A 24,177-nucleotide genomic window follows, 5' to 3' on the forward strand; every position below is an offset into this window, starting at 1 on the left:
TAATCGTTATGCAAGGCCGCCAGGCAGGGGAGAACTGGCGAGCTAGGGCCTGGATGTGGGCGTGGGGAACGGGAAAGGCGGAATGGCCAGGTGGCCGTCCACCATGCCGGCGCTCAGGCGCACAGCCTGGGCCAGGTCATAGGCCCACTGCTGGAAGGGCAGACCTGCGAGCAGGAACTCTTCGTTGTTGCGCGGCCGGACGCTGATCAGCCGCTGGTCCACCAGGGCATCCACCGCCACCCAGACACCCGCTTCGGTGACGTAGCGGTAGCTCACATGCGCAAAGGGGGTGCTTAGCGCGATCTGGCGGCTGGCCATCCATTGGCCCAGATCGGGTCGGTTCTTTTCAAGCCACTTGGGGCTGCTCGCCCAAAGCTTGAAGCGCAGGCAGTCGGCGCGCACGGGGCTGCCATCCGCGGGATCTTTGACCACGACGTCCTGTTGCGGCGGGCAGTACCCCACCCCCTGCGGAGACCCGCGCAGATCGCCGGTGCGGTTGGTCTGCACGCGCACCGCAGCCAGCCATTCGCCTTGTGCACCCCGCAGCGCCACCGCACGCGTCTGGAGCGGGGTACGGCCTGCGGGGCTGGATGTGGCTTCTTCGGAGGTTCCCAGGTCCTGCCACGCCCCCGGCGGCAACACCAGACGGGCGCGACCCACGGGATATTCGGACTTGGGAGGAACGGTCAGGGGCGCGCACGCCACCGTGAACACCGTCACAGCCAACACAGGCAAGAGAGGCAACAGCCGCCGGAACTTTGAAATTGTCAGAGTCATAGAGAAAGGTTCATACGAATTCGCCTTCAATCATCCCACGGCACCCGAGTCCGTCCATCGACGGCTTCTGCCATGCAACAACCAGCTCGGTGTAGCTGGTGAGAAATGTGTTGAAAGCGCCCTGGTATCGGACACTTCTTGCGGCGCTGCCGGTGGGCAAGCTGACCGCGAGCTTACATGAAGAAGATCTTGTCACTGTCACCTTTGTCTGCTGTAGAGGGAACTCCCCAGTCTCTGCATGCAGACAGGCAAAAAAAAGCCTGGCAGCACAACGCAGCCAGGCTGGGCAGCGGCCCCGCAGGGCCTCATGCCAACGATCAGTTCACCACTTGGGCCAGCGTACCCGCAGCGTACTGGGCGGCCACAACCTGGAGGCTCAGGCCCTTGATCTTGCTGCCCTGGCCTTCGCAGCCGAACTCCAGGTAACGCTGCTTGCAGACCTGCTTGGCAGCTTCGCGGGCAGGCTTGAGCCATTCGCGGGCGTCGAACTTGTCGGGGTTCTCAGCCAGGAACTTGCGCACCGCGCCGGTCATGGCCAGGCGGATGTCGGTGTCGATGTTGATCTTGCGCACGCCGTGCTTGATGGCTTCCTGGATTTCCTCGACCGGCACGCCGTACGTTTCCTTCATCTTGCCGCCGTACTGGTTGATGATGGCCAGCAACTCGGCGGGCACCGACGAGGAACCGTGCATTACCAGGTGGGTGTTGGGGATGCGCTGGTGGATTTCCTTGACGCGGCTGATGGCCAGGATGTCGCCCGTGGGCTTGCGGCTGAACTTGTAGGCGCCGTGGCTGGTGCCGATGGCAATGGCCAGGGCGTCCAGTTGCGTGGCCTTGACGAACACGGCGGCTTCTTCAGGGTCGGTCAGCATCTGGCTGTGGTCGAGCTTGCCTTCAGCGCCAATTCCGTCTTCTTCACCGGCTTCGCCGGTTTCCAGGTTGCCCAGGCAGCCCAGTTCGCCTTCGACCGTGACGCCCACCTTGTGTGCCATGTCCACCACCTTGCGGGTCACTTCCACGTTGTACTCGAAGGAGGAAGGCGTCTTGCCGTCTTCCATCAGCGAGCCGTCCATCATCACCGAGCCAAAGCCCAGGTCGATGGCGCCCTGGCAGACCTTGGGCGAAGTGCCGTGGTCCTGGTGCATGACGAGCGGAATGTGCGGGAAGGCCTCGACCGCTGCCTGGATGAGGTGCTTGATGAAGGGCTCACCCGCATATTTGCGGGCACCGGCGCTGGCCTGCAGGATGACCGGGGCGCCCACTTCGTCGGCGGCGGCCATGACGGCCTGGACCTGCTCCAGGTTGTTGACGTTGAAGGCAGGGATGCCATAGCTGTTGGCAGCGGCATGGTCGAGCAGTTCGCGCATCGAAACGAGGGGCATGGTCGTAGGGTCCGTTGAGGGTTGGGGAAGGCGCTGTAAGCCGGGCTTGGCGGTGGTAACCGCTTGGTAACTCGCAATTTTAACCGGGGGGCGTGACCGCCGAAGGGGGCAAATCCAACCGAAAACAGGTGGTAAAGGGCGGGGCGGCAGGCGCTGGCCCGAAACAGCCACCATGGATGTCTGCGACCCGCCGCAGGATCTCGTGGCCCAGATGCAGGCTGTCCGAGGGGTTTCTCGGCCCCGGAGCGACAGACGCATCGCCCTGGCGCCGCGCGCCGTCGTCGCACACCTGCAGCCACGCACCCGCCCCGTCAGAAGCACCTACCTGCACGGCGATGTGCGTGCCGTCTGGTGTGTGTTTGAGCGCGTTCTCCACCAGATTGCGCGCCGCGATGTCCAGCAGCAGCGCATGCCCAGACACCCACAGCGCCGGTGGCGCCGACAGTGCGATGTCGTTGCCCCGCTGCCAGGCCGCCTGGGCATAGTCGGCACACACCTGGCGCGCCACCGCGCACAGATCCACCGGCGCCTTGGCCTCATGCAGTTCGGCCCGGCTCGCGCGCGCCAGGGCCAGCAGCTGGTTGAGCACATGCCCTGCACGCAGGGCATCCTGGCCAATGCGGGCGATGGCCTGCGCCCGGGCGGCCGCATCCAGTTCGCCGCCCAAAGCACTAGCCTGCAGCGCAATGGAGGACAGGGGCGTGCGTAATTCGTGCGCGACTTCATTGGCCAGCCGGCGCTCGCGCACCATCGCCGCCTGCTGGCGGTCCAGCAGGGTGTTGATCGATGCGACCACGGACTCGAACTCGTTCCAGGCATGGCGTGACGCCAGGCGCTGGGTGCTGGCGGGGTCGAGCGCCGCCACGTCGGCCGACAGGGCATACAGCGGGCGCAGACCGCGCCACAGCGCAAGCCCGAGGGCCAGGGACACCACGGGCAGCAACCACAGGCCAGGCTCGATCATCTGCTCGGCAATGTCCTGGGCCAGCTCGTCACGCTCGCGCAGCTCCAGCAGCACCATGATCTTGTGCGTGCGTGCCGCGTCCCACTGGGAAAAACTGCGCCACACCACACCCTTCGCCCCCAGCGCCATGTTGGCGAACCCCTCGGCGGCGATGAAAGCAGGAACGGGCGCCGTACCGCTGTGATGGAGCAGACGCCCCTGCGCATCCCACTGGACGACGCTGAGCGATTGCTGGTAGTCGTGCGATTTGAGCCAGGGTGTGGCGACCCGCTGGGTGACCTGGGGCCCCTCGGCTGCCTCGTTCGCACGCAGGTTCAGCAACAGGGCGGCCACGCTGGCCAGGTGCCCGTCGGTCAGTTCATCCGCCTCGTGCACCCCCGTCTGGTAGCCCATGAACACAAAGCTGCCCCACACCAGCACCAGCGCGCCCAGGGACCACAGCAGCAGCTGCCGGGTCAGCGACGGCCTGCGCGCACTCCCCCCGGGCGTTGCGGCAGCAGCGCTCATGCGGCCGCCTCCTGGGGCATGAAGTAGCCCACACCTCGCATGGTCTGGATACATGCGCTGCCCAGCTTGCGCCGCAGGTGGTGAATGTGGACCTCCACCGCATTGCTCTCGATGGCCGCATCCCAGCTGTACAGGCGCTCTTCGATCTGCTGGCGCGAGAGCACCCGCCCCCGCGCCTCCAGCAACACCAGCAGCACCGAAAACTCCCGGGGCGACATCTCCACCAGCTTGCCGCCTTGGTGCACCGTGCGCGCCGCAGGGTCCATCTCGATATCGCCATAGCGGATGGTGGGCGAGGCGCGCCCGGCGGCCCGGCGCAGCAGGGCGCGCAAGCGCGCATCCAGCTCGTCCATGTCAAAAGGCTTGGCCAGGTAGTCATCCGCCCCCTGGTCCAGCCCCGCAATGCGCTGGTGAACCTGGTCACGGGCGGTCACGATGAGCACAGGGGTGGAGGGATCGGGCAAAACCTGCGCAGAAGCCGCCCCCCCCGGCGCCGGGCTCAGGCGCAACCGCCGCAGCAGATCGCCGCCATCACCGTCGACCAGCCCAAGATCGAGCAGCACGGCATCAAAGCGCTCCGCGCGCAACGCCCCCCAGGCACTGGCCACGCCATCACACACATCCACCGCATAGCCACGTTGCTGCAGGTTCGTGCGCAGGCCTGCGGCAATGCCGGCATCGTCTTCGACAACGAGTATTCGCATGCAGCGATTGTCGCCGGGCGCGGCCACCTGCGCAGGGTCATTAAGGCGGCGTTAAGTGGCGCGCCCTATGGTCGGTGAAATGCTGTCCACGCCTTCCTCGCCCCGCCGCTTCGCCCACGACCACCGTACCTTGCTCCTGTGGACCCTGGGCATCCTGATCGCCATAGTGGCGTGGGACGCTGGCGGGCAAGACATCCCCCTGGCCCGCGCGTTTGGCTCGGCCAACGGGTTCCCACTGCGAGAGCAATGGTTCTTCGTGCAGGTGCTCCACGAAGGGGCCCGCCGCCTGGGATGGCTGCTGGTGCTGCTGCTGGCGCTGGGCGTTTGGTGGCCCTGGGGGGTGCTGCGGCGTCTGGATATGGGTGAGCGCCTGCAGATGGCCATCAGTGCCTTGCTGGCGCTGGCGGCCGTGAGCGTGGGCAAGAACCTCAGCACCACCAGCTGCCCCTGGGACCTGGCGGAGTTCGGCGGTGTGGCGCGGTATGCCTCCCACTGGGCGCTGGGCGTGGTCGATGGCGGCGGTGGGCGGTGCTTTCCGGCGGGCCATGCCTCGGCGGGTTTTGCCTTCGTGGGGGGCTACTTCGCGCTGCGCCACAAGGCACCGGCTGCCGCGCGCTGGTGGCTGGCTGCGGCGGTGCTGGCAGGCTTGGTGCTGGGTGGAGCCCAACAGGTGCGGGGCGCGCACTTCATGAGCCACACGCTGTGGACGGGCTGGCTCTGCTGGACGGTGGGCTGGCTGTGCGACCTGGGAGCGTTGGCACTGCGCCCACGCCTGGCGGCGTTGTCTCTCGCCAACGACCCGCCACACGCGGCCAGCTAACGACTCAGAACCTGGCTATTCAGCTCGCCACGCAGATCTTCAGCATATTGGTCCCGCCCGGCGCACCCATGGGTTCGCCGCAGGTGATGGCATAGACATCGCCCTTTTGCACGATGTTGCGGTTCTTGAGGTGGCGCTCGGCCTGCTCAAGGGCCGTATCGCGGTCAGCACTGGTGTCCATGAGCAGGGGGCGCACGTTGCGGTACATGGCCATCTTGCGCTGCGTGGTCACCTTGGGCGTGAGCGCATAGATGGGGATGCGGATGCTGTGGCGGCTCATCCACAGCGCCGTGGCACCGCTGTCGGTCATGGCCACGATGGCCTTGGCGCCCAGGTGGTGGGCGGTGAACAGTGCGCCCATGGCAATGGACTGGTCGATGCGGCCAAAGGTCTGGCCGGTGAAGTCCGCGTCCAGGTGATGGTCTTCCGCCGCCTCGGCCGCTGCGCAGATGGTGGCCATTTCTTCCACGGTTTCGAGCGGGTAGCGGCCTGCGGCCGTCTCGGCGCTCAGCATCACGGCGTCGGTGCCGTCCAGCACGGCGTTGGCCACATCACTCACCTCGGCGCGCGTAGGCACGGGGTTGGTGATCATGCTTTCCATCATCTGCGTGGCGGTGATGACGACCTTGTCCAGCTCGCGCGCCATGCGGATCATCTTCTTTTGCAGCGCGGGCACGGCCGCGTTGCCCACTTCCACCGCCAGGTCGCCGCGCGCCACCATGATCCCGTCGCTCACGCGCAGGATGGCTTCGAGGTGCGGAATAGCCTCGGCCCGCTCGATCTTGGCGATCAGGCCCGGCTTGTGGCGGTACTCGGACGCGGCCACGTTGCAAAGCTGGCGCGCCATTTCCATGTCGGTCGCGTTCTTGGGAAAGCTCACCGCCACATAGTCGGCCTGGAAGCTCATCGCCGTGCGGATGTCTTCCATGTCCTTGGCCGTGAGGGCCGGTGCCGTGAGGCCCCCGCCCTTCTTGTTGATGCCCTTGTTGTTGGACAGCTCGCCGCCCACCTTGACGGTGGTGTGCACTTCCTCGCCGCGCACCGCATCCACCGTGAGCACGATCAGCCCGTCATTGAGCAGCAGCAGGTCGCCCGCCTTCACGTCGCGTGGCAGCTCCTTGTAGTCGAGCCCCACGCCTTCGATGTCGCCCAGTTCGGTGCGCGATGCATCCAGCACAAACTTGGCGCCCGACTCCAGCTGCACCTTGCCCTCGGCAAACTTGCCCACGCGGATCTTGGGGCCCTGCAGGTCGGCCATGATGGCCACCTCGCGGCCCGCGCGCTGGGCAGCGGCACGCACGGTGGCGGCGCGGTCGATATGGTCCTGCGCCTTGCCGTGGCTGAAGTTCAGCCGCACCACGTTCACCCCCGCTCGGATCATGGCCTCCAGCAGTGCCGGGTCGCTGGAGGCGGGGCCCAGAGTGGCAACAATCTTGGTGGCGCGGCGGGTAGGCATGGGTTTGTCTCTTTCTCTCGTTTGTCTGGTGGATGTAATCGAGTTTCAATTCTCACACGAAGCGGTTACAGGCGAGTTACCCCTTGCATCCGCCCTGCGGTCCAAAAGCCCCATCAGAGCAACGGGGATGACAACAGATGCGCCAGCACATGCGCCAGGATCGCCGCCTCCAGCCCGTGGCGCGCGTAGAGCCAGCCTGCCACCAGGCCAAAGGCCGTGTTGCCCACCAGCACAAACACCACGACGGGCACCGTCAATGCGCCCGCCAGCGCCTGCGCGGCAGGCAGATGCCCCAGCGCAAACAGCAGCGCACTGAGCAGCACCGCGCCAGCCACCAGCCCCTTGCCCGGCTGGCCCTGTCCGCCCTGCACCACGCGCCAGCCCAGCCACATCAGCAAGGTCATCACGCCCCAGCGCAACAGCAGCTCTTCGGTGATGCCGCCATACAGCAGCTTGACCACCAGCGGCATGGCGCTGGCAGGGTCCGACGGCTGGAGCGCTGCGGGCGTCACCTGGGACAGCACCCACAACCACGCGGCACCCACCACACCGCCCACGATGCCAGGCAGGGACTGGACACGCAGCGCGGGGCCGATGGGCTGGCCGACCAGCCAGGAAGACACCACGGGCGCCCGCAGGCCCACGCGGGGCGCCAGCCACACGCCCACCGCCACAGCCAGCGCCAACAGCACGGCCGTCTGCAGCCCGCTGAGCAGCACCACCGCCCAGAGCGGCAACGGCAGCAGCGCCTCGTTGGCCTTCAACGGTGGCAGCAGCGCCCACACCACCGCCACCACGCCAGGCATGCCCAACAACCACAGCGCACCGCCCAGTCGCCACTTCGCGGGTTGCCCCGGGGCACCCGCCGATTCCGCCAACACAGCGTTGTCCACGGCCATGGGTTTGCTCACGCTCAGGCGCGCATCAGCGCTTCGATCTCGTCGGCCTTCACGGGCACGCCACGCGTGATCAGCTCGCAGCCCGTGTCCGTGACGATGGCATCGTCTTCAATGCGGATACCGATGTTGTGGAACTGCTCAGGCACGCCATCGGCGGGGCGCACATAGATGCCGGGCTCGATGGTCAGAACCATGCCCGGGCGCAGCACACGGCTGGGGCGGTTGGTGATGGTCTCGCCCGAGAGCGGGTCCTTGCGCTCGCTCACCTGGCCTACTTCGCCGGGCTCCACGTAGCTGCCGCAGTCGTGCACATCCATGCCCAGCCAGTGGCTGGTGCGGTGCATGTAGAACTGGAAGTACGCGCGCTTGTCGATCACGTCCTGCGCCGACCCCACCTTGTTCTTGTCAAGCAAGCCCAGGTCCAGCATGCCCTGCGCCAGCACAGCCACCGTGGCGTCGTGCGGGTCGTTGAAGCGGGCTCCCGCCTTGGTGGCAGCCACGGCCGCTTCCTGGCTGGCCAGCACCAGGTCGTACAGCGCACGCTGGGGGCCTGTAAATGTGCCGTTGGCGGGGAAGGTGCGGGTGATGTCGCTGGCGTAGCTGTCCAGCTCGCAGCCCGCGTCGATCAGCACCAGCTCGCCATCGCGCACCGGGGCCGCATCGGCGCGATAGTGCAGCACGCAGGCGTTCGCGCCCGCCGCCACGATGGAGCTGTAGGCCGGGTACTGCGAGCCTGCGTCTCGGAACGCGTGCAGCAGCTCGGCATCGAGGTGGTATTCGCGCACATCCTCCCCGGCGCGCAGCATGCGGGCCGAGCGCTGCATGGCGCGGATGTGGGCCTGCGCGCTGATGCTGCTTGCGCGACGCATGATGTCCTGCTCATGCGCGTCCTTGAACAGGCGCATCTCGTCGAGCAGCGTGCACAGGTCGTTCTGTTCTGCGGGGCAGATGGCGCCATAGCGCACACGGCCGCGCACCACGTTGAGCCAGCCCTCCACCCGCGCCGCCAAGCCGCTGTGCGTGGCAAACGGGTACCAGACGCAGGCCATGTTTTCGAGCAGGCGCGGCAGCTTGCCGTCCAGCTCGGCCATCGAATGAGCCGCGTCCACTCCCAACGCAGCGGGCGCGGCGGCCGGGCCGAGGCGGTAGCCATCCCAGATCTCGCGCTCCAGGTCCTTGGGCTGGCAAAACAGCGTGCTGCGGCCGTCGTGGGCCAGCACCAGGCAGGCGCCCGGCTCGGTGAAGCCGGTCAGGTAGTAGAAGTAGCTGTCGTGGCGGAACAGAAAGTCGCTGTCCCGATTGCGCGGGCGCTCCAGCGCCGTAGGAATGATGGCGATACCCCCGGGGCCCAGCTGGGCAGCCAGGTGCGCGCGGCGCTGGGCGTAGACAGAGGCAGGCACGGTGGTGTTCATGGCGCGTTGGAAGAAAAGGAGTTGAGTTCGGCCAGCCGCTCGGGCGTGCCCACATCGGTCCAGCGGCCGGTGTAGAGCTGCGCACTGACGCGGCCATTGTCCATTGCACGGCGAAGCAGCGGCGCCAGCGGGGCTTTGATGCCGCTGGGGTTTCCGGGCGGAATGTCGCACCACGGCGCCGTAAACAGCTCGGCGCGCAACAGGGCGATGGTGCTGTAGGTGTAGCGTGGCGCGGGGTCGTCGGCGAGCAGGTTCCGCGCCAGGCCGTCGGCCGACAGGCCAAAGTCGCCACGCGGGTTGTGGGTGGGGTTGGGCACCAGCCACAGGTGGGCCAGATGGTCGCTGGCCTCGAAGGCCTCCACGGCGGCGCTGTCGAACACGAAATCGGGCGCAAACACATCGCCTGCGGCCAGCCAGAACACCGGGCCGAGCTGCGGCAATGCACGGGCGATGCCGCCGGCGGTTTCCAGCGCACCGCCAAAGTCCACGCCTTCGTGCGAGTATGAAATTGATAGCTGCTTACGCTTATCCATCAAGCGCTGGAGGCCAAAAACACCTAGAAAATGGTCGCTGATCTGCGCCCCCAGCCACGCGGTGTTGATCACCACCTGTTCCACACCCGCCTCCTGCAGCGCCGCCAAGTGCCACTGCAGCAGCGGCTGGCCCTGCACCGGCAGCAGAGGCTTGGGGGTGGTGTCGGTCAACGGGCGCATGCGCTCGCCACGGCCGGCGGCCAGCAGCAACGCGGGTACCTGGTGATGGGAGGCGGCACTAGAACTCATGCTGCCACCTCGTTCACAGCACCCCGTTGCAGCGCATGGCGTTCCACCGTGGTGGGGTCGAACAGGGCCAGCAGCGCGTCCATCAGCGCCCGCGCCTTGCCCGAATGGTCGGCGCCAAAGTTGCACACATACACATCCAGCGTCACCGCGCGCTGCTCGGGCCATGTGTGCACGCACAGGTGGGATTCCGCTAGCAAAACAGTAGCAGTCACTCCGCCAGGGCCATGCGCCGTGGCCGGAAATTCATGAAACAAATGCCCCACGGGCTGCAGCCCGGCGGCGTGCACCGCATCGGTACAGGCGTGGCCCAGGGCGGCGGCGTCCAGCAGCCAGGCAGGGGCACAGCGGCAGCCATGGAGATCGGCGGTGAGGTGCAGTCCTTGCATGGCCCGCACTGTAGTGCATTGCCACCGGGCTTCCGGCTTGCAGCCTGCGAATTCAGGTGGGCGAAAGCCGCCCCGGTAAAATGCCGGGTTTCCCCCGAATCACCCACCCTGAACCCTCCCCCCCATGGCCAACACCCAGCAATCCCAACAGATGGCAAATGCGATCCGCGCATTGGCCATGGACGCCGTTCAACAAGCCAACTCCGGCCACCCCGGCGCCCCCATGGGCATGGCCGACATGGCCGTGGCGCTGTGGAGCCGCCACCTCAAGCACAACCCTACCAACCCCCAGTGGTTTGACCGCGACCGGTTTGTGCTGTCCAACGGCCACGGCTCGATGCTGCTGTACGCGCTGCTGCACCTCACGGGCTACGACCTGCCGATTGGCGAGCTGAAGAACTTCCGCCAGCTGCACAGCAAGACGCCCGGCCACCCCGAAGTGGGCTACACCGCTGGCGTCGAGACCACCACCGGCCCCCTGGGCCAGGGCATCACCAATGCCGTGGGCTTTGCGCTGGCCGAAAAGCTGCTGGCCGCCGAGTTCAACCGCGAAGGCCATGCCGTGGTGGACCACCACACCTACGCCTTCCTGGGCGACGGCTGCCTGATGGAAGGTATCAGCCACGAAGCCGTGTCTCTGGCAGGCGCCTGGAAGCTGAACAAGCTGATCGCCCTGTACGACGACAACGGCATCAGCATCGATGGCCAGGTCGCTCCCTGGTTTGCCGACAACACCCCCCTGCGTTTTGTGGCCAGCGGCTGGAACGTGATCGGCCCCATCGACGGCCATGACGCTGACAAGGTGGCCGCAGCCATCGAAGAAGCCAAGAAGCAGACCGAGCGCCCCACCCTGATCGTGTGCAAGACGCACATCGGCAAGGGCAGCCCCAACCGCGCCAACACCGCCAAGGCCCACGGCGAACCGCTCGGCGCCGAAGAAATCGCGCTGACCCGCGAAGCCCTGGGCTGGGCCAGCGAACCCTTCGTGATCCCCGAAGACGTCTACGCCAGCTGGGACTGCAAGGCCAACGGCCAAGCTTTTGAGGCCGCCTGGAACGAGCGTTTTGCCGCCTACACCGCCGCCTTCCCCGAACTGGCTGCCGAGCTGACGCGCCGCATGAACGGCGACCTGCCCGCCAACTTTGCCCAGGTGGCCGTGGACACCGTGGTGGCCGCCCACACCAAGGGCGAAACCGTGGCCAGCCGCAAGGCCAGCCAGCTGGCGCTGGAAGCCTTCACCGCCGCCCTGCCCGAACTGCTGGGTGGCAGCGCCGACCTGACCGGCTCCAACCTCACCAACACCAAGAGCACGCCCAACCTGCGTTTTGACATGCAGGGCAACGTGGTCAAGACCGAAGCCGCGAATGGCGACAAGGTCGGTGGCCGCCACATCAACTACGGTGTGCGCGAATTCGGCATGGCCGCCATCATGAACGGCGTGGCGTTGCACGGTGGCTTCATCCCCTACGGCGGCACCTTCCTCACGTTCAGCGACTACAGCCGCAACGCCATCCGCATGGCCGCGCTGATGAAGCAGCGCGTGATCCACGTGTTCACGCACGACTCCATTGGTCTCGGTGAAGACGGCCCCACGCACCAGTCCATCGAGCACGTGGCCAGCCTGCGCCTGATTCCCAACCTCGACGTCTGGCGCCCCGGTGACACGGCCGAAACCGCCGTGGCCTGGAGTGTGGCCCTGTCCAACCGCAACAAGCCCACCGTTCTGGCCCTGTCGCGCCAGAACCTGCCCTACGCTCCCAAGCGCGACCTGGGCGACATCTCGCGCGGCGCCTATGTGCTGTCAGAACCCTCCGACGTGGGCATCAAGAAGAAGCCCGTGGCCGTGATCATTGCCACCGGGTCTGAAGTGCAGCTGGCCCTGAAGGCCCAGCGCCTGCTGGCCGACAAGAAGATCGGCGTGCGCGTGGTCTCCATGCCCAGCACCACCACCTTCGACCGTGAAGACGCCAAGTACAAGAGCAGCGTGCTGCCCGCCGGCGTGCCCCGCGTGGCCGTGGAAATGGGCGTGACCGACGGCTGGTGGAAATACGGCTGCGCTGCCGTGGTGGGCATCGACACCTACGGTGAATCGGCCCCTGCGCCCGTGCTGTTCAAGCACTTCGGTTTCACCGCAGAAAACGTGGCCGATGCGGTGCTGGTCGCCATCGGCGCCGCACGTCTGAAGCCCGCCAAGAAGGCCCGCTAAAACTTCTCCTGCCCGCTGTGCCCCGCTGCCAGCGGGCGCGCGGCGGCAGATTCCCGATTTCGACTTTGCAACTTTGAAGAGGCTCCCTATGACGATCAAGATTGGTATCAACGGCTTCGGCCGCATCGGCCGCAACGTGCTGCGCTCGGCCATCCAGAACTTCAGCGACATCGAAGTCGTGGGCATCAACGACCTTCTGGAGCCCGAGTACCTCGCGTACATGCTGCAGTACGACTCGGTGCATGGCCGCTTCAAGGGCGAAGTCTCGGTCGAGGGCAACACCCTGGTCGTCAACGGCAAGAAGATCCGCCTGACGCAAGAGCGCGACCCCGCCAACCTGAAGTGGAACGAAGTCGGCGCCGACGTGGTGATCGAATCCACCGGCCTGTTCCTGGACAAGGTCACCGCGCAGAAGCACCTGGACGCTGGTGCCAAGAAGGTCATCCTGTCGGCCCCCTCCAAGGACGACACCCCCATGTTCGTGTTCGGCGTGAACCACGACACCTACGCGGGCCAGGCCATCATCTCCAACGCATCGTGCACCACCAACTGCCTGGCTCCCGTGGCCAAGGTGCTGAACGACAAGTGGGGCATCAAGCGCGGCCTGATGACCACCGTGCACGCTGCCACCGCCACGCAAAAGACCGTGGACGGCCCTTCGAACAAGGACTGGCGCGGCGGCCGTGGCATTCTGGAAAACATCATTCCCTCCAGCACTGGCGCTGCCAAGGCCGTGGGCGTGGTGATCCCTGCGCTGAACAAGAAGCTGACCGGCATGTCCTTCCGCGTACCCACCTCCGACGTGTCGGTGGTGGACCTGACGGTGGAGCTGGACAAGGCTGCCACCTACGAAGAAATCAAGGCCGAGATGAAGGCCCAGTCCGAAGGCGCCCTAAAGGGCGTTCTGGGCTACACCGAAGACAAGGTGGTGGCCACCGACTTCCGTGGCGACACCCGCACCTCGATCTTTGATGCCGACGCTGGCATTGCCCTGGACGGCACCTTCGTGAAGGTCGTGAGCTGGTACGACAACGAATGGGGCTACTCGAACAAGTGCCTGGAAATGGTGCGCGTGGTATCCAAGTAAGTACGACTTGCGCAAAAGGGGATCAGGCGCCATGCTTGTCCCCGGAACGCAACGGCGGACTCAGGCCTGTTTGCGCAGGTCTTGAAAAGTTTTCCCTTTGAAGATGAAGAAGCGCTAGTAGCAACTACCCTGTTCAAGCCGGTCGCCTGCCAAGGCCACCGGCTTTTTTTTGCCCGCCCTCCGCGCATAGCAGGTACGGAGCACCTGGCATTCAACGGTCACCACCCCCAAGAGCTGCCGCTGCTGAGGCCGCCACAGCCAGCGGCGCAGGCCCCGGCACCTGCCCTGGAGCACTTGCGATGTGCACCGTGCGGGTGGGGAAAGCAAACTCCACCCCCATGGCCTTGAACTCGCGCAGCAGCCCGAGGTTGATGGACTGCTGCAGGTCCATGTACACGTTGAAGGCTGGGTCTTCGACGATATAGACCCCCTCGTAGTCGAGCGAACTGGCGCCAAACGCCTTGAAATGCGCGCGGTCAAAACGCAGCTGCGGCTGGGCTTCGATGAGCTTGCGCACCACACCCGGAATGGCCTCAGCCTGCTCGGGGGTGGTGTCATAGGCCACGCCAAACGTGAACACGATGCGCCGCCGCTCCAGCATGCGAAAGTTGCTGATGGTCTGCTTGAGCAGGTCGGTGTTGGACATCACGATCTGCTCGCCCTGCAGGCTGCGGATGCGTGTGGTCTTGAGACCAATCACCTGCACCGTGCCCGACACATTGCCCACCACGATGAAGTCGCCCACCTCAAACGGCTTGTCCACCGCGATGGCGAGCGAGGCAAACAGGTCTCCCAAGATGTTTTGCACCGCCAGCGCCACCGCAATGCCGCCCACGCCCAGGCTGGCGATGAAGGCCGTGATGTTCACGCCCACATTCGACAAGATGGCCAGCAGCACCACGCTCCACAACAGCGTGCGCAGCCCCCAGGACATCAGCGTGGCCGAGGCACTGACCTGCGTCATGCCACTGGACGAGTGCCGCTCCACATAGCGGCGCACGCCAATGCCAATGGCACGCATGCCCCACAGGCCCATCTGCAGCGCCACGGCCACAAACCACAGCTGGCTCAGGCGACTCTCCCAGCGGCCGGGCAGGTCCAGCAGGCTCGCGCCCACGAGCAGAGCCACCACCAGCATCAGTGTGCGGCTGGTGCCTTCCAGCACATCCACCATGGTCAGCGCCATGCCGCTGTGCGACTGCGTGGCCCACACCTTGGCGCGGCGGGTCAGCAGGTGCAGCACCACAAGGATGGCTGCATAGGTGGCCGTGGTGGCTGCCAGGGCCACGCACAGGCTCCACAACGGCACGCCGGCAAAGGTGGTCTCCTGGACCCAGGTCATAAAGGTGGATGGCTGCATGCGGGGGCTCTCCTCTTCGTGGTGCAGTGACGGGATGGGGGACGCGGGGGCGGGGCTGATACACGGGGTCGACCCGTGACATCGGCCATGCAGGGCGCTTCAGCCCCGCAATGGAGCGCTGAGGTGCGCAACGTCCTTGATCGAGACCCCGTGGAAGTCAGAGTTCCGCAGTTGATCAGGCAACGGCCAATGCGCCGCTGGTCTGTCCCGTTTGCAAGTGTTCGTAAGACATGCCCCACAGCAATACAGAGGCAGGGCCTACGCCCCGGTACTGCGCGGGCCCCAACAATGCATCAACACCAGAACACCGCTGGCTGCCCGCCCGAAACCTCGGTGCGGCACATCCCACAACCTCCACAGGAGTCCACCACACCATGCATTCATCCGCACTGATCCGCACCGCCACAGCGGCACTCGCACTGGGCGCACTGGCCGCCTGTTCCTCCACCCCCGCACCCACCGAGCAAATGGCCGTGAGCCGCACCACCGTGAACCGCGTTGCGGCTGCCCCGGCGGTGGCCACCAGCGCCCCCGTGCAGTTGCAACAAGCGCGCGAGAAGCTCATGCAGGCCGAAAAAGCCATGGCTGAAAAGGACTATGTGGCCGCGCGCCGCCTGGCCGCTGAGGCCGAGGTAGATGCCCGCGTGGCCGAAACCCGCGCCGACGCCGCCAGCAATGCCGCCAACCTGACGCAAGTGCAAGACGGCATCCGAGCGCTGCAAGAAGAAATCAACCGCCGGTCGCCGCGCTAGGCCAGCGCCAGACGTTGAAGCCCTAGCGCCCAACCTGGCTTCGACTCACGCCCAACACCGTTGAGGCCCCGCGATTGACCTCCCCCCATTTCAAGGAACACCTGACCATGCATCGCTTTTTTCACCGAACCACCGCCCTGTGCACCAGCCTGATTGCCGTAGGCCTGCTGGCCGCCTGCGCCAGCACCACCCCATCGCCCGCGCTGGAAGAGGCCCGTACCGCAGTGAGCACCGCTGCAGGAGACCCGGCCGTCAACCAGTACGCGCAGCTCGAACTGAAGCAAGCCACCGACGCACTCGCCAAGGCCGACCGCGTGTGGGCCGATGACCGCGACACGTCCGAGACCAACCACTTGGCATACATCGCCCGCCAACGCGCCGAGATCGCCACCAACGCGGCCCGCGCGCGCCAGCTCGATGCCAACATCCAGCAAGCGGGCAGCGAAGCCGACCGCATCCGCCTGCAGGCCCGCACCCAAGAGGCTGACGCTGCCCGCCTGCGCGCCCAGCAAGCACAACAACAGGCGATGAGCGCAGAGCAACGTGCGGCCCAACAGCAGGCCCAGGCCACGGCCGCCATGGCCCAGGCCAACGCCGCACAAGACCGTGTGCGCGCCCTCGAAGCACAACTGCGCGAACTCGAAGCCCAGCAAACCGAACGCGGCCTGCTGGTCACTCTGGGCGATGTGCTGTTTGCCTTCAACAAGGCCGAGCTCTCCGCCCAGGCCGGCCCGCGCCTGGACAAGCTGGCCAACTTCCTCAAACAGTTCCCGGACCGCAAACTGCTGATCGAGGGCTACACCGACAGCGTGGGTAGCGACAGCTACAACCAGGACCTGTCAGACCGACGCGCCCAAGCCGTGCGCGACGCGCTGGTGCAGCGCGGTGTGGACACCAGCCGCATCACCGCACGCGGCTACGGCAAGGCCCACCCCGTGGCCGACAACGCATCGCCCGAAGGCCGTGCGATGAATCGCCGCGTGGAGATCGTGATCGCCGATGACAAGGGCAACCTGCGCGGGAGATAAAGTACCCCCCTGAGGCGCTGCGCGGCGACCACTGGCTTGAGCCACGCCGGTTTCAGCGGCCTATATCGATAAACGCGTCAAAGACCGCGCCGCTTACGCCGCGCGGTCTTCAAACGTTTCGGTATCCACTTCGCGCGCGCTCTGGGCGTTGTAGCGATTGCCCACCACCGTGCGCTCATTGATCAGCGCGCCCAGACGCTCCATGGTGGCAGCATCCAGTCGCACGTTCACGGCACCCAGGTCGTCGTGCAGATGCTCCACGTTCGTGGTTCCTGGGATGGGGATGATGTGCTCACCTTGGTGCAGCAGCCACGCCAGGGCCAGCTGGGCGGGCGTGCAGCCCACATCGCGTGCAATCGCCTGGTAGCCATCGAGCAGCTTCAGGTTGGCCGCATACGCCTCGGGTGCAAAACGCGGCATGGCACGGCGAATGTCCTTGGCGTCCAGCGTGCTCACATCGGTCAAGCCGCCACACAAGAAACCCCGTGCCACCGGGCTGAACGCCACAAAGGCCACGCCCAATTCTCGGCAGGCGTCCAGCACGGCAATCTCGGGGTTGCGCGTCCACAGTGAATACTCGGTCTGCATCGCCGTGATTGGGAACTCGGCATGCGCGCGGCGCAGCGTGGCAGCAGACACCTCGGAGAGACCCACAGTGCGAATGTGCCCCCGCCGCACCAGCTCGCCCAGTGCGCCCACGCTTTCCTCAATCGGCACGCTCTTGTCCCAGCGGTGCAGGTAATACAGGTCGATCACATCGGTCTGCAGGCGGCGCAGGCTGTCTTCGCAGGTCTTTCGCAGCGTATCGGGCCGCCCGTCGATCACGCGCACCAGCTTGCCGTCACCCGCCACATCCACCCCCTGCATGCCGCATTTGCTGGCCAGCGTGAAGCGGCTGCGGTGCTGCTTCATCACACGGCCCACCAGGGTTTCGTTGGCTCCAAAGCCATAGAGCGTGGCGGTGTCGAACAGCGTCACGCCCGCGTCAAGTGCAGCCAGCAGCACGCGCTCGCCCTGCTCGGCAGACACCGGCGCGCCATAGGCGTGCGACAGGTTCATGCAGCCCAGGCCGATGGCCGAGACGGAGAAAGGTCCAAGGTTTCTTTGTTGCATGTCGCGAGCTTACGGCAAGCGCGGCAACCCAGCGGGTGGCTCGGGCTTGGGTGCGGGGCCTAAGATTTTGCGGCCGATGGCCGCTTGGCCCACAGCTCAATGCGCTCACCCGCAGCGCAGGCGGCCACCAACTCCGCAAACCGTGCCTCGCGGGTCGCATCGCGCTTGGCGGATGCGACCCAGTGCAGCATGCTCTTGCGATAGCTGGGTGGCGTGGACTCCTGAAAGAACCGCCACGCGGCCTTGTTGCGCTGGAAGGCGCGCTGCAGCGACGCCGGCAGCTCGACCACTGCCGCCTGCTCGTGGGAATAGATGGCCGACTTGTGCGCCTTTCGGTGGGCAAAGGCCGCGAGCCCCGCGGGCGTCATGCGGCCTGCCGCCTGCAACTGCTCCACCTTGGCGATGTTGACCGCGCTCCAGATGGACGACGGCTTGCGCGGGGTGAAGCGGATCGAATACGTGTGCTCGTCAATGCGCCGCCGGATGCCATCGATCCAGCCAAAGCACAGGGCTTCGTCCACCGACTCCGACCAGCCCATGCTGGGGCGGCCCGAACCCACCTTGTGAAAGCCCACCAGCAACTCCGGCGCGCTGTCTGCATGGCGCTCCAGCCACTGGCGGAACGCCTTCGGGGTGGCAAAGAAGGTGGAGGTGGTCTGGGAGGCCATGGTGCTGCGAACGTCTTTTTGTGCAAGCGGGCGGCTGGCAATTGCTGTTGTGCGGGTGCGTCGGCTAGGCCACCACGCCTTCGTGTGCCAGCTCGGCGCATGGCCCCAGGGGCAACACGCACAGTGTCACGCCGTCGAGCGTGAGCACCAAACCCAGTTGCCCGCCTACCTGCACCACACCACCCGCCGTGGCCCGTGGGCGTCGGGCTTTGTGGTGCAACGGGAGCACGGCATGCACCGCACCATGCATGGCCAATGCACTGACCGGCGGCTGGCGCAGCAGGGCCCACAGGCCCTGTGCGTCCCGCGATTGCAGCGACTGCAGGTACAGGCGCAGCACCGCAGGGTCGGCGTCCTTGGATTCATCGCGCCCAGCACCACGGCGGGCCTCCTCTTCGGCCCGCCGCAGGCGTTGCAACGCGCGGCGCAATTGCTGGCGGCTGGCCGCCTCCGTCCGGCCGGTGGCCTGCGCCAACTCGGCGTGGCTGGCATCGAACACAGCATGCAGCAGCACCGCAGCCCCCTCCGCGGGCGTCACACACGCCGCCAGCCGCCGCAACGCCAGCGTGGCTTGCTGCGCCAGCGCGGCATCGGCCTCTGCCGAAGGCGCGACCGAAACGAGGGCATCCCCTTGCGCTGCCGGGATGGTCTCTGCCGCCCACTGCGCCATCCACTGACGGCGACGCAGTCGATCAATGGCTAGGTTGCGCACTACCGTCAGCAGCCACGCCTGGGCCGCATTGAGCGCCGGGGCGTTGGCCTCCAGCGCACGCACATAGGCGTCCTGCACGGCGTCCTCGGCCTCGGCCGGGCCCAGCAGGCGCGTAGCGGCACGCAGCAAGGTGCTGCGGCTGGCGTTCACCAGCGCCATCAGGTGTTCATCGTTCTGCATCGGGGCATGGTGCCACAGGCTGACGCAGGCCACACATCGGCAGACAATGGCTCGCAGGCTGTTGTCACTACCTCCATCGCATGGATTGGCGGCGTTCAACAGCCCGCAGCGCGAGAGGGCCGCCAGTCAACTTTCCCTGCGCCTTGCCGATAACCAGGGATGCAAATTGCCAGCACCACCTCCACCACCGGCCCGGTCTCTTCCTCCAGTGGCAGCAGCGACATCGCCAAGCTGCAAAAGCAGCTGCGCGAGCTGACCGAGCAGCTCAAGGGCTTGGCCAGCTCCGACATGGATGCCAAGGCCAAGCAACAGAAGGCCAAGTTGCTGCAGGCCCAGATTCAGATGGTGCAGGCCCAGATCACGGCGATACAGCGCGCGCAACAGCAAGAGCAGCAACGAGCCCAGGCGGCGAAGGCCGAAGGCGCGGCGGCCAGTGCCGCGCAGCAGCAGAAGGCCCCATCGGTAAAGAATCCACCTGCTGGGCTGGGCAACAACGTCGATACCTACGCCTGACAAGAACGGCCTTCTGAACGGGCAGCCTCTGCCTGCGGCCCCGCCCCGGCATGCACCAGCGCCACATTCGCCTGCGGCGTCCCCGACAAGCTCCGCCCGCCATTGCATGGACAATCTCGGCATGTCTGGCGCACCTACTACCACTTCACATCCCCCTTCCGCCCACCCCGTCTTGATCGCCGGTGGTGGCATTGGTGGCATGGCCACGGCCCTGACCCTGCACCAGATCGGCGTGCCCTGCGTCGTCTTTGAATCGGTGCCCGAGCTGCAGCCGCTGGGCGTGGGCATCAACCTGCAGCCCAACGCTGTGCGGGAGCTGCACGACCTGGGGTTTGGCAACGAGGTGCTGGACACGATTGGCCTGCAGGCGCGCGAATGGGCGCTGGTGGGGCTCAACGGCAACGAGGTGTACGCCGAGCCACGCGGGCTGGAGGCGGGCTACCAATGGCCGCAGTACTCGGTACACCGGGGGCAGCTGCAGATGATGCTGTTCAACGCCGTGCGAGAACGCCTGGGCGACGACGCCGTGCAACTGGGGCGGCGGGTGGTGGGCTACCGGCAAGATGCCGACGGTGTGACGGCGATCATCGAGACACGCGATGGTGAACGCCGGGAAGTGGACGGATCGCTGCTGATCGCCGCCGATGGCCTGCACTCGGCCGTGCGGGCGCAGATGCACCCCGCGCAGCCGCCCATCCAGTGGGGCGGTGCCATCATGTGGCGCGGCACCACGCCGGGGGTGCCTGTGCGAACGGGCGCTTCGTTTGTGGGCGTGGGCTCGCTGCGGCACCGTGTGGTGTTCTACCCCATCACACCGCCCGACCCGGCCACGGGCTTGGCCACCATCAACTGGATCGCCGAGATCACGGTGGACAACCAGGGCGGCTGGCAGCAGGGCGACTGGAACCGGCGTGTGGCGCTGGAGGAATTCGCTCACCACTTTGACGGCTGGAACTACAGCTGGCTGGACGTGCCCGCGATGCTGCGGGGTGCGAAGGACATTTTTGAATACCCCATGATCGACCGCGACCCCGTGCCCACCTGGGTGGACGGCCGCGTGGCGCTGCTGGGCGACGCGGCGCATGTGATGTACCCCGTGGGCTCCAACGGCGCCAGCCAGGCCATCGTGGATGCGCGCGTGCTGGGCGCACAGCTGATTGCGCAGGGCGTGGGCCCGCAGGCGCTGCGTGCCTATGACGACCAGCTGTGCAAGGACATCTCGGCGCTGGTGCTGCGCAACCGGGGCTCCGGCCCCTTTGGCCTGCTGGGGCTGGTGGACGAACGCTGCGGCGGGGTGTTCGACCACATCGACGACGTGCTGCCGCGCGAAGAGCGCGAATGCTTCATGGCGCGCTACAAGGCGGCGGCGGGGTTTGCGATCGAGACGCTGAATGCGGCGCCGCCCACCATCGTGCCGGGGCAGCGCGTGGCCGCAGGCTGAGGGGTGTCACGCCCGGCGTGTCTCGTTCGTCATGGCAGTCCTGTCACTCTTTTCAAGGACCTGCCCCCATGGACACGCCAGACACCAACACCCCACCTGCCACCCCAGGCTCCGAGCCACGCACGTCGTACCTGGAAGAAAAGGCCTTCAAGGCCCGCACCCTGCTGGTCTTCGGCACCATCACCGACACCCTGGCCGCCGATGTGGCGCGGCGGCTGATTGCGCTGGATGCCGAGAGCGCCGAGCCCATCGACATGCTGGTGAGCTCGCCCGGTGGGCACCTGGAGTCGGGCGACACGATGCATGACCTGGTGCGCTTCATCACCGCGCCGGTGAACATGATCGGCACCGGCTGGGTGGGCAGCGCGGCCACGCACCTGTACCTGGCCGCGCCGCGCGAGCGGCGGTTCTGCCTGCCCAACACACGCTTTCTGATCCACCAGCCCAGCGGCGGCGCAGGTGGCCCGGCCAGCGACATTGCCATCCAGGCGCGTGAGATCGTGAAAGCCCGCGAGCGCATTGCACGCACCATTGCCCGGCAGACGGGCAAGCCGCTGGAGGTGGTGCTGGCCGACATCGAGCGCGACCACTGGCTGTCGGCCGAAGAGGCGGTGGACTACGGCCTGGTCTCGCGCATCATCGAGAACAAGACGGCTTTGAAGGGGTGAAGCAGCACGCCCCTTTAAGCTATTAAATACATAGCTTCTAGCGCTTTATGGATGGGCGCTAGCAGCTAATTTGGCTTGAAATCAGCCTGCATTGAGCTGCAGTTCCAGGTTGTGCAGCACCTGGTAGCACGGCAGCACCTGCGCCACGCTGGCGTTGGGCTCGCGGCCTTCCTTGATGGCGGCGAAGAACTCGCGGTCCTGCAGCTCGATGCCGTTCATGCTCACATCGACCTTGCTCACGTCGATCTTTTCTTCCTTGCCATTCACCAGGTCGTCGTAGCGCGCGATGTAGGTGGCGGTGTCGCCGATGTAGCGGAAGAAGGTGCCCAGCGGGCCATCGTTGTTGAAGCTGAGCGACAGCGTGCAGATGGCACCGTTGGCGGCCTTAAGCTGAATGCTCATGTCCATCGCAATGCCCAGGGTGGGGTGGATAGGGCCCTGGATGGCATTAGCCTTCACGATGGGGCTGCCCGCCTGGTAGGCGAACAGGTCCACGGTGTGCGCAGCGTGGTGCCACAGCAGGTGGTCCGTCCAGCTGCGGGCCTGGCCCAGCGCGTTCATGTTGGTGCGGCGGAAGAAGTAGGTCTGCACATCCATCTGCTGGATGTTGAACTCGCCCGCCGTGATCTTTTTGTGCACGTACTGGTGGCTGGGGTTGAAGCGGCGGGTGTGGCCGCACATGGCCACCAGGCCGGTCTGCTTTTGCAGGGCAACAACCTTCTCGCCATCGGCCAGGATGTCGCACAGCGGGATCTCCACCTGCACATGCTTGCCCGCTTCCAGGCAGGCGATGGTCTGGCTGGCGTGCATCTGCGTGGGCGTGCACAGGATCACTGCGTCCACTTCCTTGATGGCCAGGCTATCGGCCAGGTCAGTGGTGACGTGCTTGATGCCGTACTTGTCGGCCACTTCCTGGGTCTTGGCCAGGTCGCGGCTGATGAGGGAGACGACTTCAACGCCGTCAATGTTCTTGATGCCGTCCAGGTGCTTGATGCCGAAGGCGCCAGCGCCTGCGAGTGCGACTTTGATGGTCATGGTGTGTGTCCTTTTACGTGTTCTCAAGAATCAGATGGCCCACGGCGGTGTTGGACGCGGGCACATGGTAGAAGCGGTGCGCCAGCTTCGGCGGCTTGCCACCGGCCACGTCGGCCATCGCGCCACGCGCGATGAGCCACATCACCAGCTCGATGCCCTCGCTGCCCGCTTCACGCACGTAGTCGATGTGCGGAATGCTGGCGGCGGCCTCGGGGTCATTGATGAGCTTGTCGAGGAAGGCGTTGTCAAACTCTTTGTTGATGAGGCCTGCGCGCGGACCCTGCAGCTGGTGGCTCATGCCACCCGTGCCCCAGATGTGTACGTTCAGGTCTTCGTCATAGCTCTCCACAGCCTTGCGAATGGCCTGGCCCAGGTTGTAGCAGCGGCGGCCGCTGGGCACAGGGTACTGCACCACGTTCACGGCGAACGGGATCACCGGGCAGGGCCAGGCGCCCTTCACGGGGTCTTGTTCGCCAAACATCAGCGACAGGGGCACGGTCAAGCCGTGGTCCACGGCCATCTTGTTGACGATGGTGAGGTCAAAGTCCTGCTGGATGACCGACTGCGCAATGTGCGCGGCCAGGTCGGGGTGACCGATGACCTTGGGCACAGGGCGTGGGCCAAAGCCTTCGTCGGCCACTTCGTAGTCGGCAGCGGTGCCGATGGCGAACGTGGGGATCAGGTCCAGGCTGAAGGCCGTGGCGTGGTCGTTGTAGACCAGGAAGATCACGTCGGGCTTGTGGTCCTTGATCCACTGCTTGCCAAAGTCGTAGCCCGCGAACACGGGCTTCCAGTAGTCCTCGTGGGTCTTGCCCAGGTCCAAGGCCGCGCCAATGGCAGGCACGTGCGATGTGAACACGGAGGCGGTGATTTTGGCCATCGTCAAATTCCTTTCTTGCCCGCGCTACCTTGCGGCTGGCGGTGCGCCTGAGCGTCGCCATCTTCGCCCACGTAGCGGTTGCCTTCGGCGCTGCGGCCGCCGTTGATCATCATGTTGCGGTATTCCTCTTCGGTCATGCCGGTCATGCTGCCCGCCATCTGCTGAAAGCTCTTGCCGTCGGTCGAGCCGATCTTGGCCAGGAAGTAGATGTTGCCGCCCAGGCGAATGCACCAGTTCAGGTCGCGCGCCAGCACGGCCTGCTTCTGCTCTTCGGTCATCGCCCATTCGTCCAGGTAGGCGCGTTCGTTGGCCTTGAAGCGGACGCGGTTCTCGGCCTTCATCAGGCTCATGCAGAACTGGTTGAGCCAGTAGCCCTTGCGGCTTTGCTCGGCGTCGAAGATGGTCGTGCCGGGCACGTCGAGGTAGGGTTTATCGAGAGACATGG

Annotated in this window: 24 protein-coding genes; 8 read left to right on the plus strand and 16 right to left on the minus strand. The window is 66.0% G+C overall.

The genetic code is table 11. From position 1 onward, the window contains the following. Positions 1–42 precede the first annotated feature (42 nt). The 4 genes from ACSQ22_RS20435 to ACSQ22_RS20450 all read right to left on the minus strand — a co-directional run bounded on the left by ACSQ22_RS20435 (position 43) and on the right by ACSQ22_RS20450 (position 4,334). The gene (locus ACSQ22_RS20435; RefSeq protein WP_436131380.1) at positions 43–777 is read right to left on the minus strand and encodes a hypothetical protein; all 735 of its coding nucleotides are present in this window, start codon (positions 775–777) and stop codon (positions 43–45) included. 317 nt (positions 778–1,094) lie between these two features. Continuing rightward, complete coding sequence (gene fba / locus ACSQ22_RS20440; RefSeq protein ID WP_055398457.1) at positions 1,095–2,159, minus strand: class II fructose-bisphosphate aldolase; 1,065 nt, start codon at positions 2,157–2,159, stop codon at positions 1,095–1,097. A gap of 79 nt (positions 2,160–2,238) precedes the next feature. Continuing rightward, complete coding sequence (locus ACSQ22_RS20445; protein ID WP_436131381.1) at positions 2,239–3,630, minus strand: histidine kinase dimerization/phospho-acceptor domain-containing protein; 1,392 nt, start codon at positions 3,628–3,630, stop codon at positions 2,239–2,241. After that, positions 3,627–4,334, minus strand: coding sequence for a response regulator transcription factor (locus tag ACSQ22_RS20450; RefSeq protein WP_431151125.1), 708 nt, complete (start codon positions 4,332–4,334; stop codon positions 3,627–3,629). Before ACSQ22_RS20450 ends, ACSQ22_RS20445 begins: the two co-directional genes overlap by 4 nt. Before the next feature lie 79 nt (positions 4,335–4,413). Here ACSQ22_RS20450 and ACSQ22_RS20455 point away from each other — a divergent pair, with 79 nt between their 5' ends. Beyond that, positions 4,414–5,154 carry a phosphatase PAP2 family protein gene (locus ACSQ22_RS20455; protein WP_228897276.1) on the plus strand — a complete coding sequence of 247 codons (741 nt, stop codon included), beginning with the start codon at positions 4,414–4,416 and terminating at the stop codon, positions 5,152–5,154. A 19-nt stretch (positions 5,155–5,173) separates the two neighbouring features. On the opposite strand, the gene pyk is transcribed toward ACSQ22_RS20455, so the two are convergent. From pyk to ACSQ22_RS20480, 5 genes are all read right to left on the minus strand, one after another. After that, entirely contained in the window at positions 5,174–6,610 is a 1,437-nt protein-coding gene (gene pyk / locus ACSQ22_RS20460) for a pyruvate kinase (RefSeq protein ID WP_055398460.1), read from the minus strand. Between the two features lie 113 nt (positions 6,611–6,723). Next, complete coding sequence (locus ACSQ22_RS20465) at positions 6,724–7,521, minus strand: CPBP family intramembrane glutamic endopeptidase (RefSeq protein WP_436131382.1); 798 nt, start codon at positions 7,519–7,521, stop codon at positions 6,724–6,726. Positions 7,522–7,523: 2 nt separating this feature from the next. Continuing rightward, entirely contained in the window at positions 7,524–8,921 is a 1,398-nt protein-coding gene (locus tag ACSQ22_RS20470) for an aminopeptidase P N-terminal domain-containing protein (protein ID WP_436131383.1), read from the minus strand. Then, entirely contained in the window at positions 8,918–9,703 is a 786-nt protein-coding gene (locus ACSQ22_RS20475) for a nucleotidyltransferase family protein (protein ID WP_436131384.1), read from the minus strand. Before ACSQ22_RS20475 ends, ACSQ22_RS20470 begins: the two co-directional genes overlap by 4 nt. Then, a complete protein-coding gene (locus ACSQ22_RS20480) occupies positions 9,700–10,089 on the minus strand; it encodes an S-adenosylmethionine decarboxylase family protein (protein ID WP_436131385.1) in 390 nt (129 codons plus the stop codon). The genes ACSQ22_RS20475 and ACSQ22_RS20480 overlap by 4 nt, the downstream gene beginning before the upstream one ends. 124 nt (positions 10,090–10,213) lie before the next feature. Here ACSQ22_RS20480 and tkt point away from each other — a divergent pair, with 124 nt between their 5' ends. Next, positions 10,214–12,295: a transketolase gene (gene tkt, locus ACSQ22_RS20485; protein ID WP_436131386.1), complete on the plus strand. Its 2,082-nt coding sequence runs from the start codon at positions 10,214–10,216 to the stop codon at positions 12,293–12,295. Positions 12,296–12,383: 88 nt separating this feature from the next. Beyond that, positions 12,384–13,382, plus strand: a complete 999-nt coding sequence (gene gap / locus ACSQ22_RS20490; protein ID WP_055398466.1) for a type I glyceraldehyde-3-phosphate dehydrogenase — start codon at positions 12,384–12,386, stop codon at positions 13,380–13,382. A gap of 211 nt (positions 13,383–13,593) precedes the next feature. On the opposite strand, the gene ACSQ22_RS20495 is transcribed toward gap, so the two are convergent. Then, positions 13,594–14,742, minus strand: a complete 1,149-nt coding sequence (locus ACSQ22_RS20495) for a mechanosensitive ion channel family protein (RefSeq protein ID WP_436131387.1) — start codon at positions 14,740–14,742, stop codon at positions 13,594–13,596. A 374-nt stretch (positions 14,743–15,116) separates the two neighbouring features. Here ACSQ22_RS20495 and ACSQ22_RS20500 point away from each other — a divergent pair, with 374 nt between their 5' ends. Together ACSQ22_RS20500 and ACSQ22_RS20505 are read left to right on the plus strand one after the other, a co-directional pair. After that, complete coding sequence (locus ACSQ22_RS20500; protein WP_055398468.1) at positions 15,117–15,494, plus strand: DUF4398 domain-containing protein; 378 nt, start codon at positions 15,117–15,119, stop codon at positions 15,492–15,494. A gap of 107 nt (positions 15,495–15,601) precedes the next feature. After that, positions 15,602–16,522 (plus strand): OmpA family protein, encoded by a 921-nt coding sequence (locus tag ACSQ22_RS20505; RefSeq protein ID WP_055398498.1) that lies wholly within the window; start codon positions 15,602–15,604, stop codon positions 16,520–16,522. A 93-nt stretch (positions 16,523–16,615) separates the two neighbouring features. Here ACSQ22_RS20505 and ACSQ22_RS20510 read toward each other — a convergent pair whose 3' ends face one another. The 3 genes from ACSQ22_RS20510 to ACSQ22_RS20520 form a co-directional block, all read right to left on the minus strand. Then, entirely contained in the window at positions 16,616–17,635 is a 1,020-nt protein-coding gene (locus ACSQ22_RS20510) for an aldo/keto reductase (protein ID WP_436131388.1), read from the minus strand. Positions 17,636–17,694: 59 nt separating this feature from the next. After that, a complete protein-coding gene (locus ACSQ22_RS20515; RefSeq protein WP_436131389.1) occupies positions 17,695–18,303 on the minus strand; it encodes a YdeI/OmpD-associated family protein in 609 nt (202 codons plus the stop codon). Positions 18,304–18,367: 64 nt separating this feature from the next. Beyond that, the gene (locus ACSQ22_RS20520; protein WP_436131390.1) at positions 18,368–19,195 is read right to left on the minus strand and encodes a sigma-70 family RNA polymerase sigma factor; all 828 of its coding nucleotides are present in this window, start codon (positions 19,193–19,195) and stop codon (positions 18,368–18,370) included. Between the two features lie 159 nt (positions 19,196–19,354). On the opposite strand from ACSQ22_RS20520, the gene ACSQ22_RS20525 reads away from it, so the two are divergent. The 3 genes from ACSQ22_RS20525 (at position 19,355) to ACSQ22_RS20535 (ending at position 21,817) form a co-directional block, all read left to right on the plus strand. Continuing rightward, on the plus strand, positions 19,355–19,708 hold the full coding sequence (locus ACSQ22_RS20525) for a FlxA-like family protein (protein ID WP_436131391.1): 354 nt from the start codon (positions 19,355–19,357) through the stop codon (positions 19,706–19,708). A gap of 121 nt (positions 19,709–19,829) precedes the next feature. Beyond that, the gene (locus ACSQ22_RS20530) at positions 19,830–21,149 is read left to right on the plus strand and encodes a flavin-dependent oxidoreductase (protein ID WP_436131392.1); all 1,320 of its coding nucleotides are present in this window, start codon (positions 19,830–19,832) and stop codon (positions 21,147–21,149) included. A gap of 68 nt (positions 21,150–21,217) precedes the next feature. Then, on the plus strand, positions 21,218–21,817 hold the full coding sequence (locus ACSQ22_RS20535) for an ATP-dependent Clp protease proteolytic subunit (protein ID WP_436131393.1): 600 nt from the start codon (positions 21,218–21,220) through the stop codon (positions 21,815–21,817). An 81-nt stretch (positions 21,818–21,898) separates the two neighbouring features. Here ACSQ22_RS20535 and ACSQ22_RS20540 read toward each other — a convergent pair whose 3' ends face one another. Genes ACSQ22_RS20540 through ligA form a run of 3 tightly spaced genes read right to left on the minus strand, consistent with a single transcriptional unit; the run spans position 21,899 to position 24,175 of the window. Then, positions 21,899–22,852, minus strand: coding sequence for a Gfo/Idh/MocA family oxidoreductase (locus ACSQ22_RS20540; protein WP_436131394.1), 954 nt, complete (start codon positions 22,850–22,852; stop codon positions 21,899–21,901). 13 nt (positions 22,853–22,865) lie between these two features. Next, the gene (locus ACSQ22_RS20545; protein WP_436131395.1) at positions 22,866–23,732 is read right to left on the minus strand and encodes a class III extradiol dioxygenase subunit beta; all 867 of its coding nucleotides are present in this window, start codon (positions 23,730–23,732) and stop codon (positions 22,866–22,868) included. Between the two features lie 2 nt (positions 23,733–23,734). Beyond that, positions 23,735–24,175 (minus strand): protocatechuate 4,5-dioxygenase subunit alpha, encoded by a 441-nt coding sequence (gene ligA, locus ACSQ22_RS20550; RefSeq protein ID WP_055398479.1) that lies wholly within the window; start codon positions 24,173–24,175, stop codon positions 23,735–23,737. Positions 24,176–24,177: the final 2 nt, after the last annotated feature.

The organism is Acidovorax sp. LjRoot38, assembly GCF_964252975.1.
In the GTDB taxonomy this organism is placed as follows: Bacteria; Pseudomonadota; Gammaproteobacteria; order Burkholderiales; family Burkholderiaceae_C; genus Acidovorax; species Acidovorax facilis.

Coding starts and splice junctions, on each gene's coding strand:
- ACSQ22_RS20535 (WP_436131393.1), top strand. CDS start 21,218: ATGGACACGCCAGACACCAACACCCCACCTGCCACCCCAGGCTCCGAG.
- fba (WP_055398457.1), bottom strand. CDS start 2,159: ATGCCCCTCGTTTCGATGCGCGAACTGCTCGACCATGCCGCTGCCAAC.
- ACSQ22_RS20480 (WP_436131385.1), bottom strand. CDS start 10,089: ATGCAAGGACTGCACCTCACCGCCGATCTCCATGGCTGCCGCTGTGCC.
- ACSQ22_RS20470 (WP_436131383.1), bottom strand. CDS start 8,921: ATGAACACCACCGTGCCTGCCTCTGTCTACGCCCAGCGCCGCGCGCAC.
- pyk (WP_055398460.1), bottom strand. CDS start 6,610: ATGCCTACCCGCCGCGCCACCAAGATTGTTGCCACTCTGGGCCCCGCC.
- ligA (WP_055398479.1), bottom strand. CDS start 24,175: ATGTCTCTCGATAAACCCTACCTCGACGTGCCCGGCACGACCATCTTC.
- tkt (WP_436131386.1), top strand. CDS start 10,214: ATGGCCAACACCCAGCAATCCCAACAGATGGCAAATGCGATCCGCGCA.
- ACSQ22_RS20455 (WP_228897276.1), top strand. CDS start 4,414: ATGCTGTCCACGCCTTCCTCGCCCCGCCGCTTCGCCCACGACCACCGT.
- ACSQ22_RS20530 (WP_436131392.1), top strand. CDS start 19,830: ATGTCTGGCGCACCTACTACCACTTCACATCCCCCTTCCGCCCACCCC.
- ACSQ22_RS20510 (WP_436131388.1), bottom strand. CDS start 17,635: ATGCAACAAAGAAACCTTGGACCTTTCTCCGTCTCGGCCATCGGCCTG.
- ACSQ22_RS20540 (WP_436131394.1), bottom strand. CDS start 22,852: ATGACCATCAAAGTCGCACTCGCAGGCGCTGGCGCCTTCGGCATCAAG.
- ACSQ22_RS20475 (WP_436131384.1), bottom strand. CDS start 9,703: ATGAGTTCTAGTGCCGCCTCCCATCACCAGGTACCCGCGTTGCTGCTG.
- ACSQ22_RS20515 (WP_436131389.1), bottom strand. CDS start 18,303: ATGGCCTCCCAGACCACCTCCACCTTCTTTGCCACCCCGAAGGCGTTC.
- ACSQ22_RS20450 (WP_431151125.1), bottom strand. CDS start 4,334: ATGCGAATACTCGTTGTCGAAGACGATGCCGGCATTGCCGCAGGCCTG.
- ACSQ22_RS20520 (WP_436131390.1), bottom strand. CDS start 19,195: ATGCAGAACGATGAACACCTGATGGCGCTGGTGAACGCCAGCCGCAGC.
- ACSQ22_RS20495 (WP_436131387.1), bottom strand. CDS start 14,742: ATGCAGCCATCCACCTTTATGACCTGGGTCCAGGAGACCACCTTTGCC.
- ACSQ22_RS20545 (WP_436131395.1), bottom strand. CDS start 23,732: ATGGCCAAAATCACCGCCTCCGTGTTCACATCGCACGTGCCTGCCATT.
- gap (WP_055398466.1), top strand. CDS start 12,384: ATGACGATCAAGATTGGTATCAACGGCTTCGGCCGCATCGGCCGCAAC.
- ACSQ22_RS20500 (WP_055398468.1), top strand. CDS start 15,117: ATGCATTCATCCGCACTGATCCGCACCGCCACAGCGGCACTCGCACTG.
- ACSQ22_RS20525 (WP_436131391.1), top strand. CDS start 19,355: ATGCAAATTGCCAGCACCACCTCCACCACCGGCCCGGTCTCTTCCTCC.
- ACSQ22_RS20505 (WP_055398498.1), top strand. CDS start 15,602: ATGCATCGCTTTTTTCACCGAACCACCGCCCTGTGCACCAGCCTGATT.
- ACSQ22_RS20435 (WP_436131380.1), bottom strand. CDS start 777: ATGACTCTGACAATTTCAAAGTTCCGGCGGCTGTTGCCTCTCTTGCCT.
- ACSQ22_RS20445 (WP_436131381.1), bottom strand. CDS start 3,630: ATGAGCGCTGCTGCCGCAACGCCCGGGGGGAGTGCGCGCAGGCCGTCG.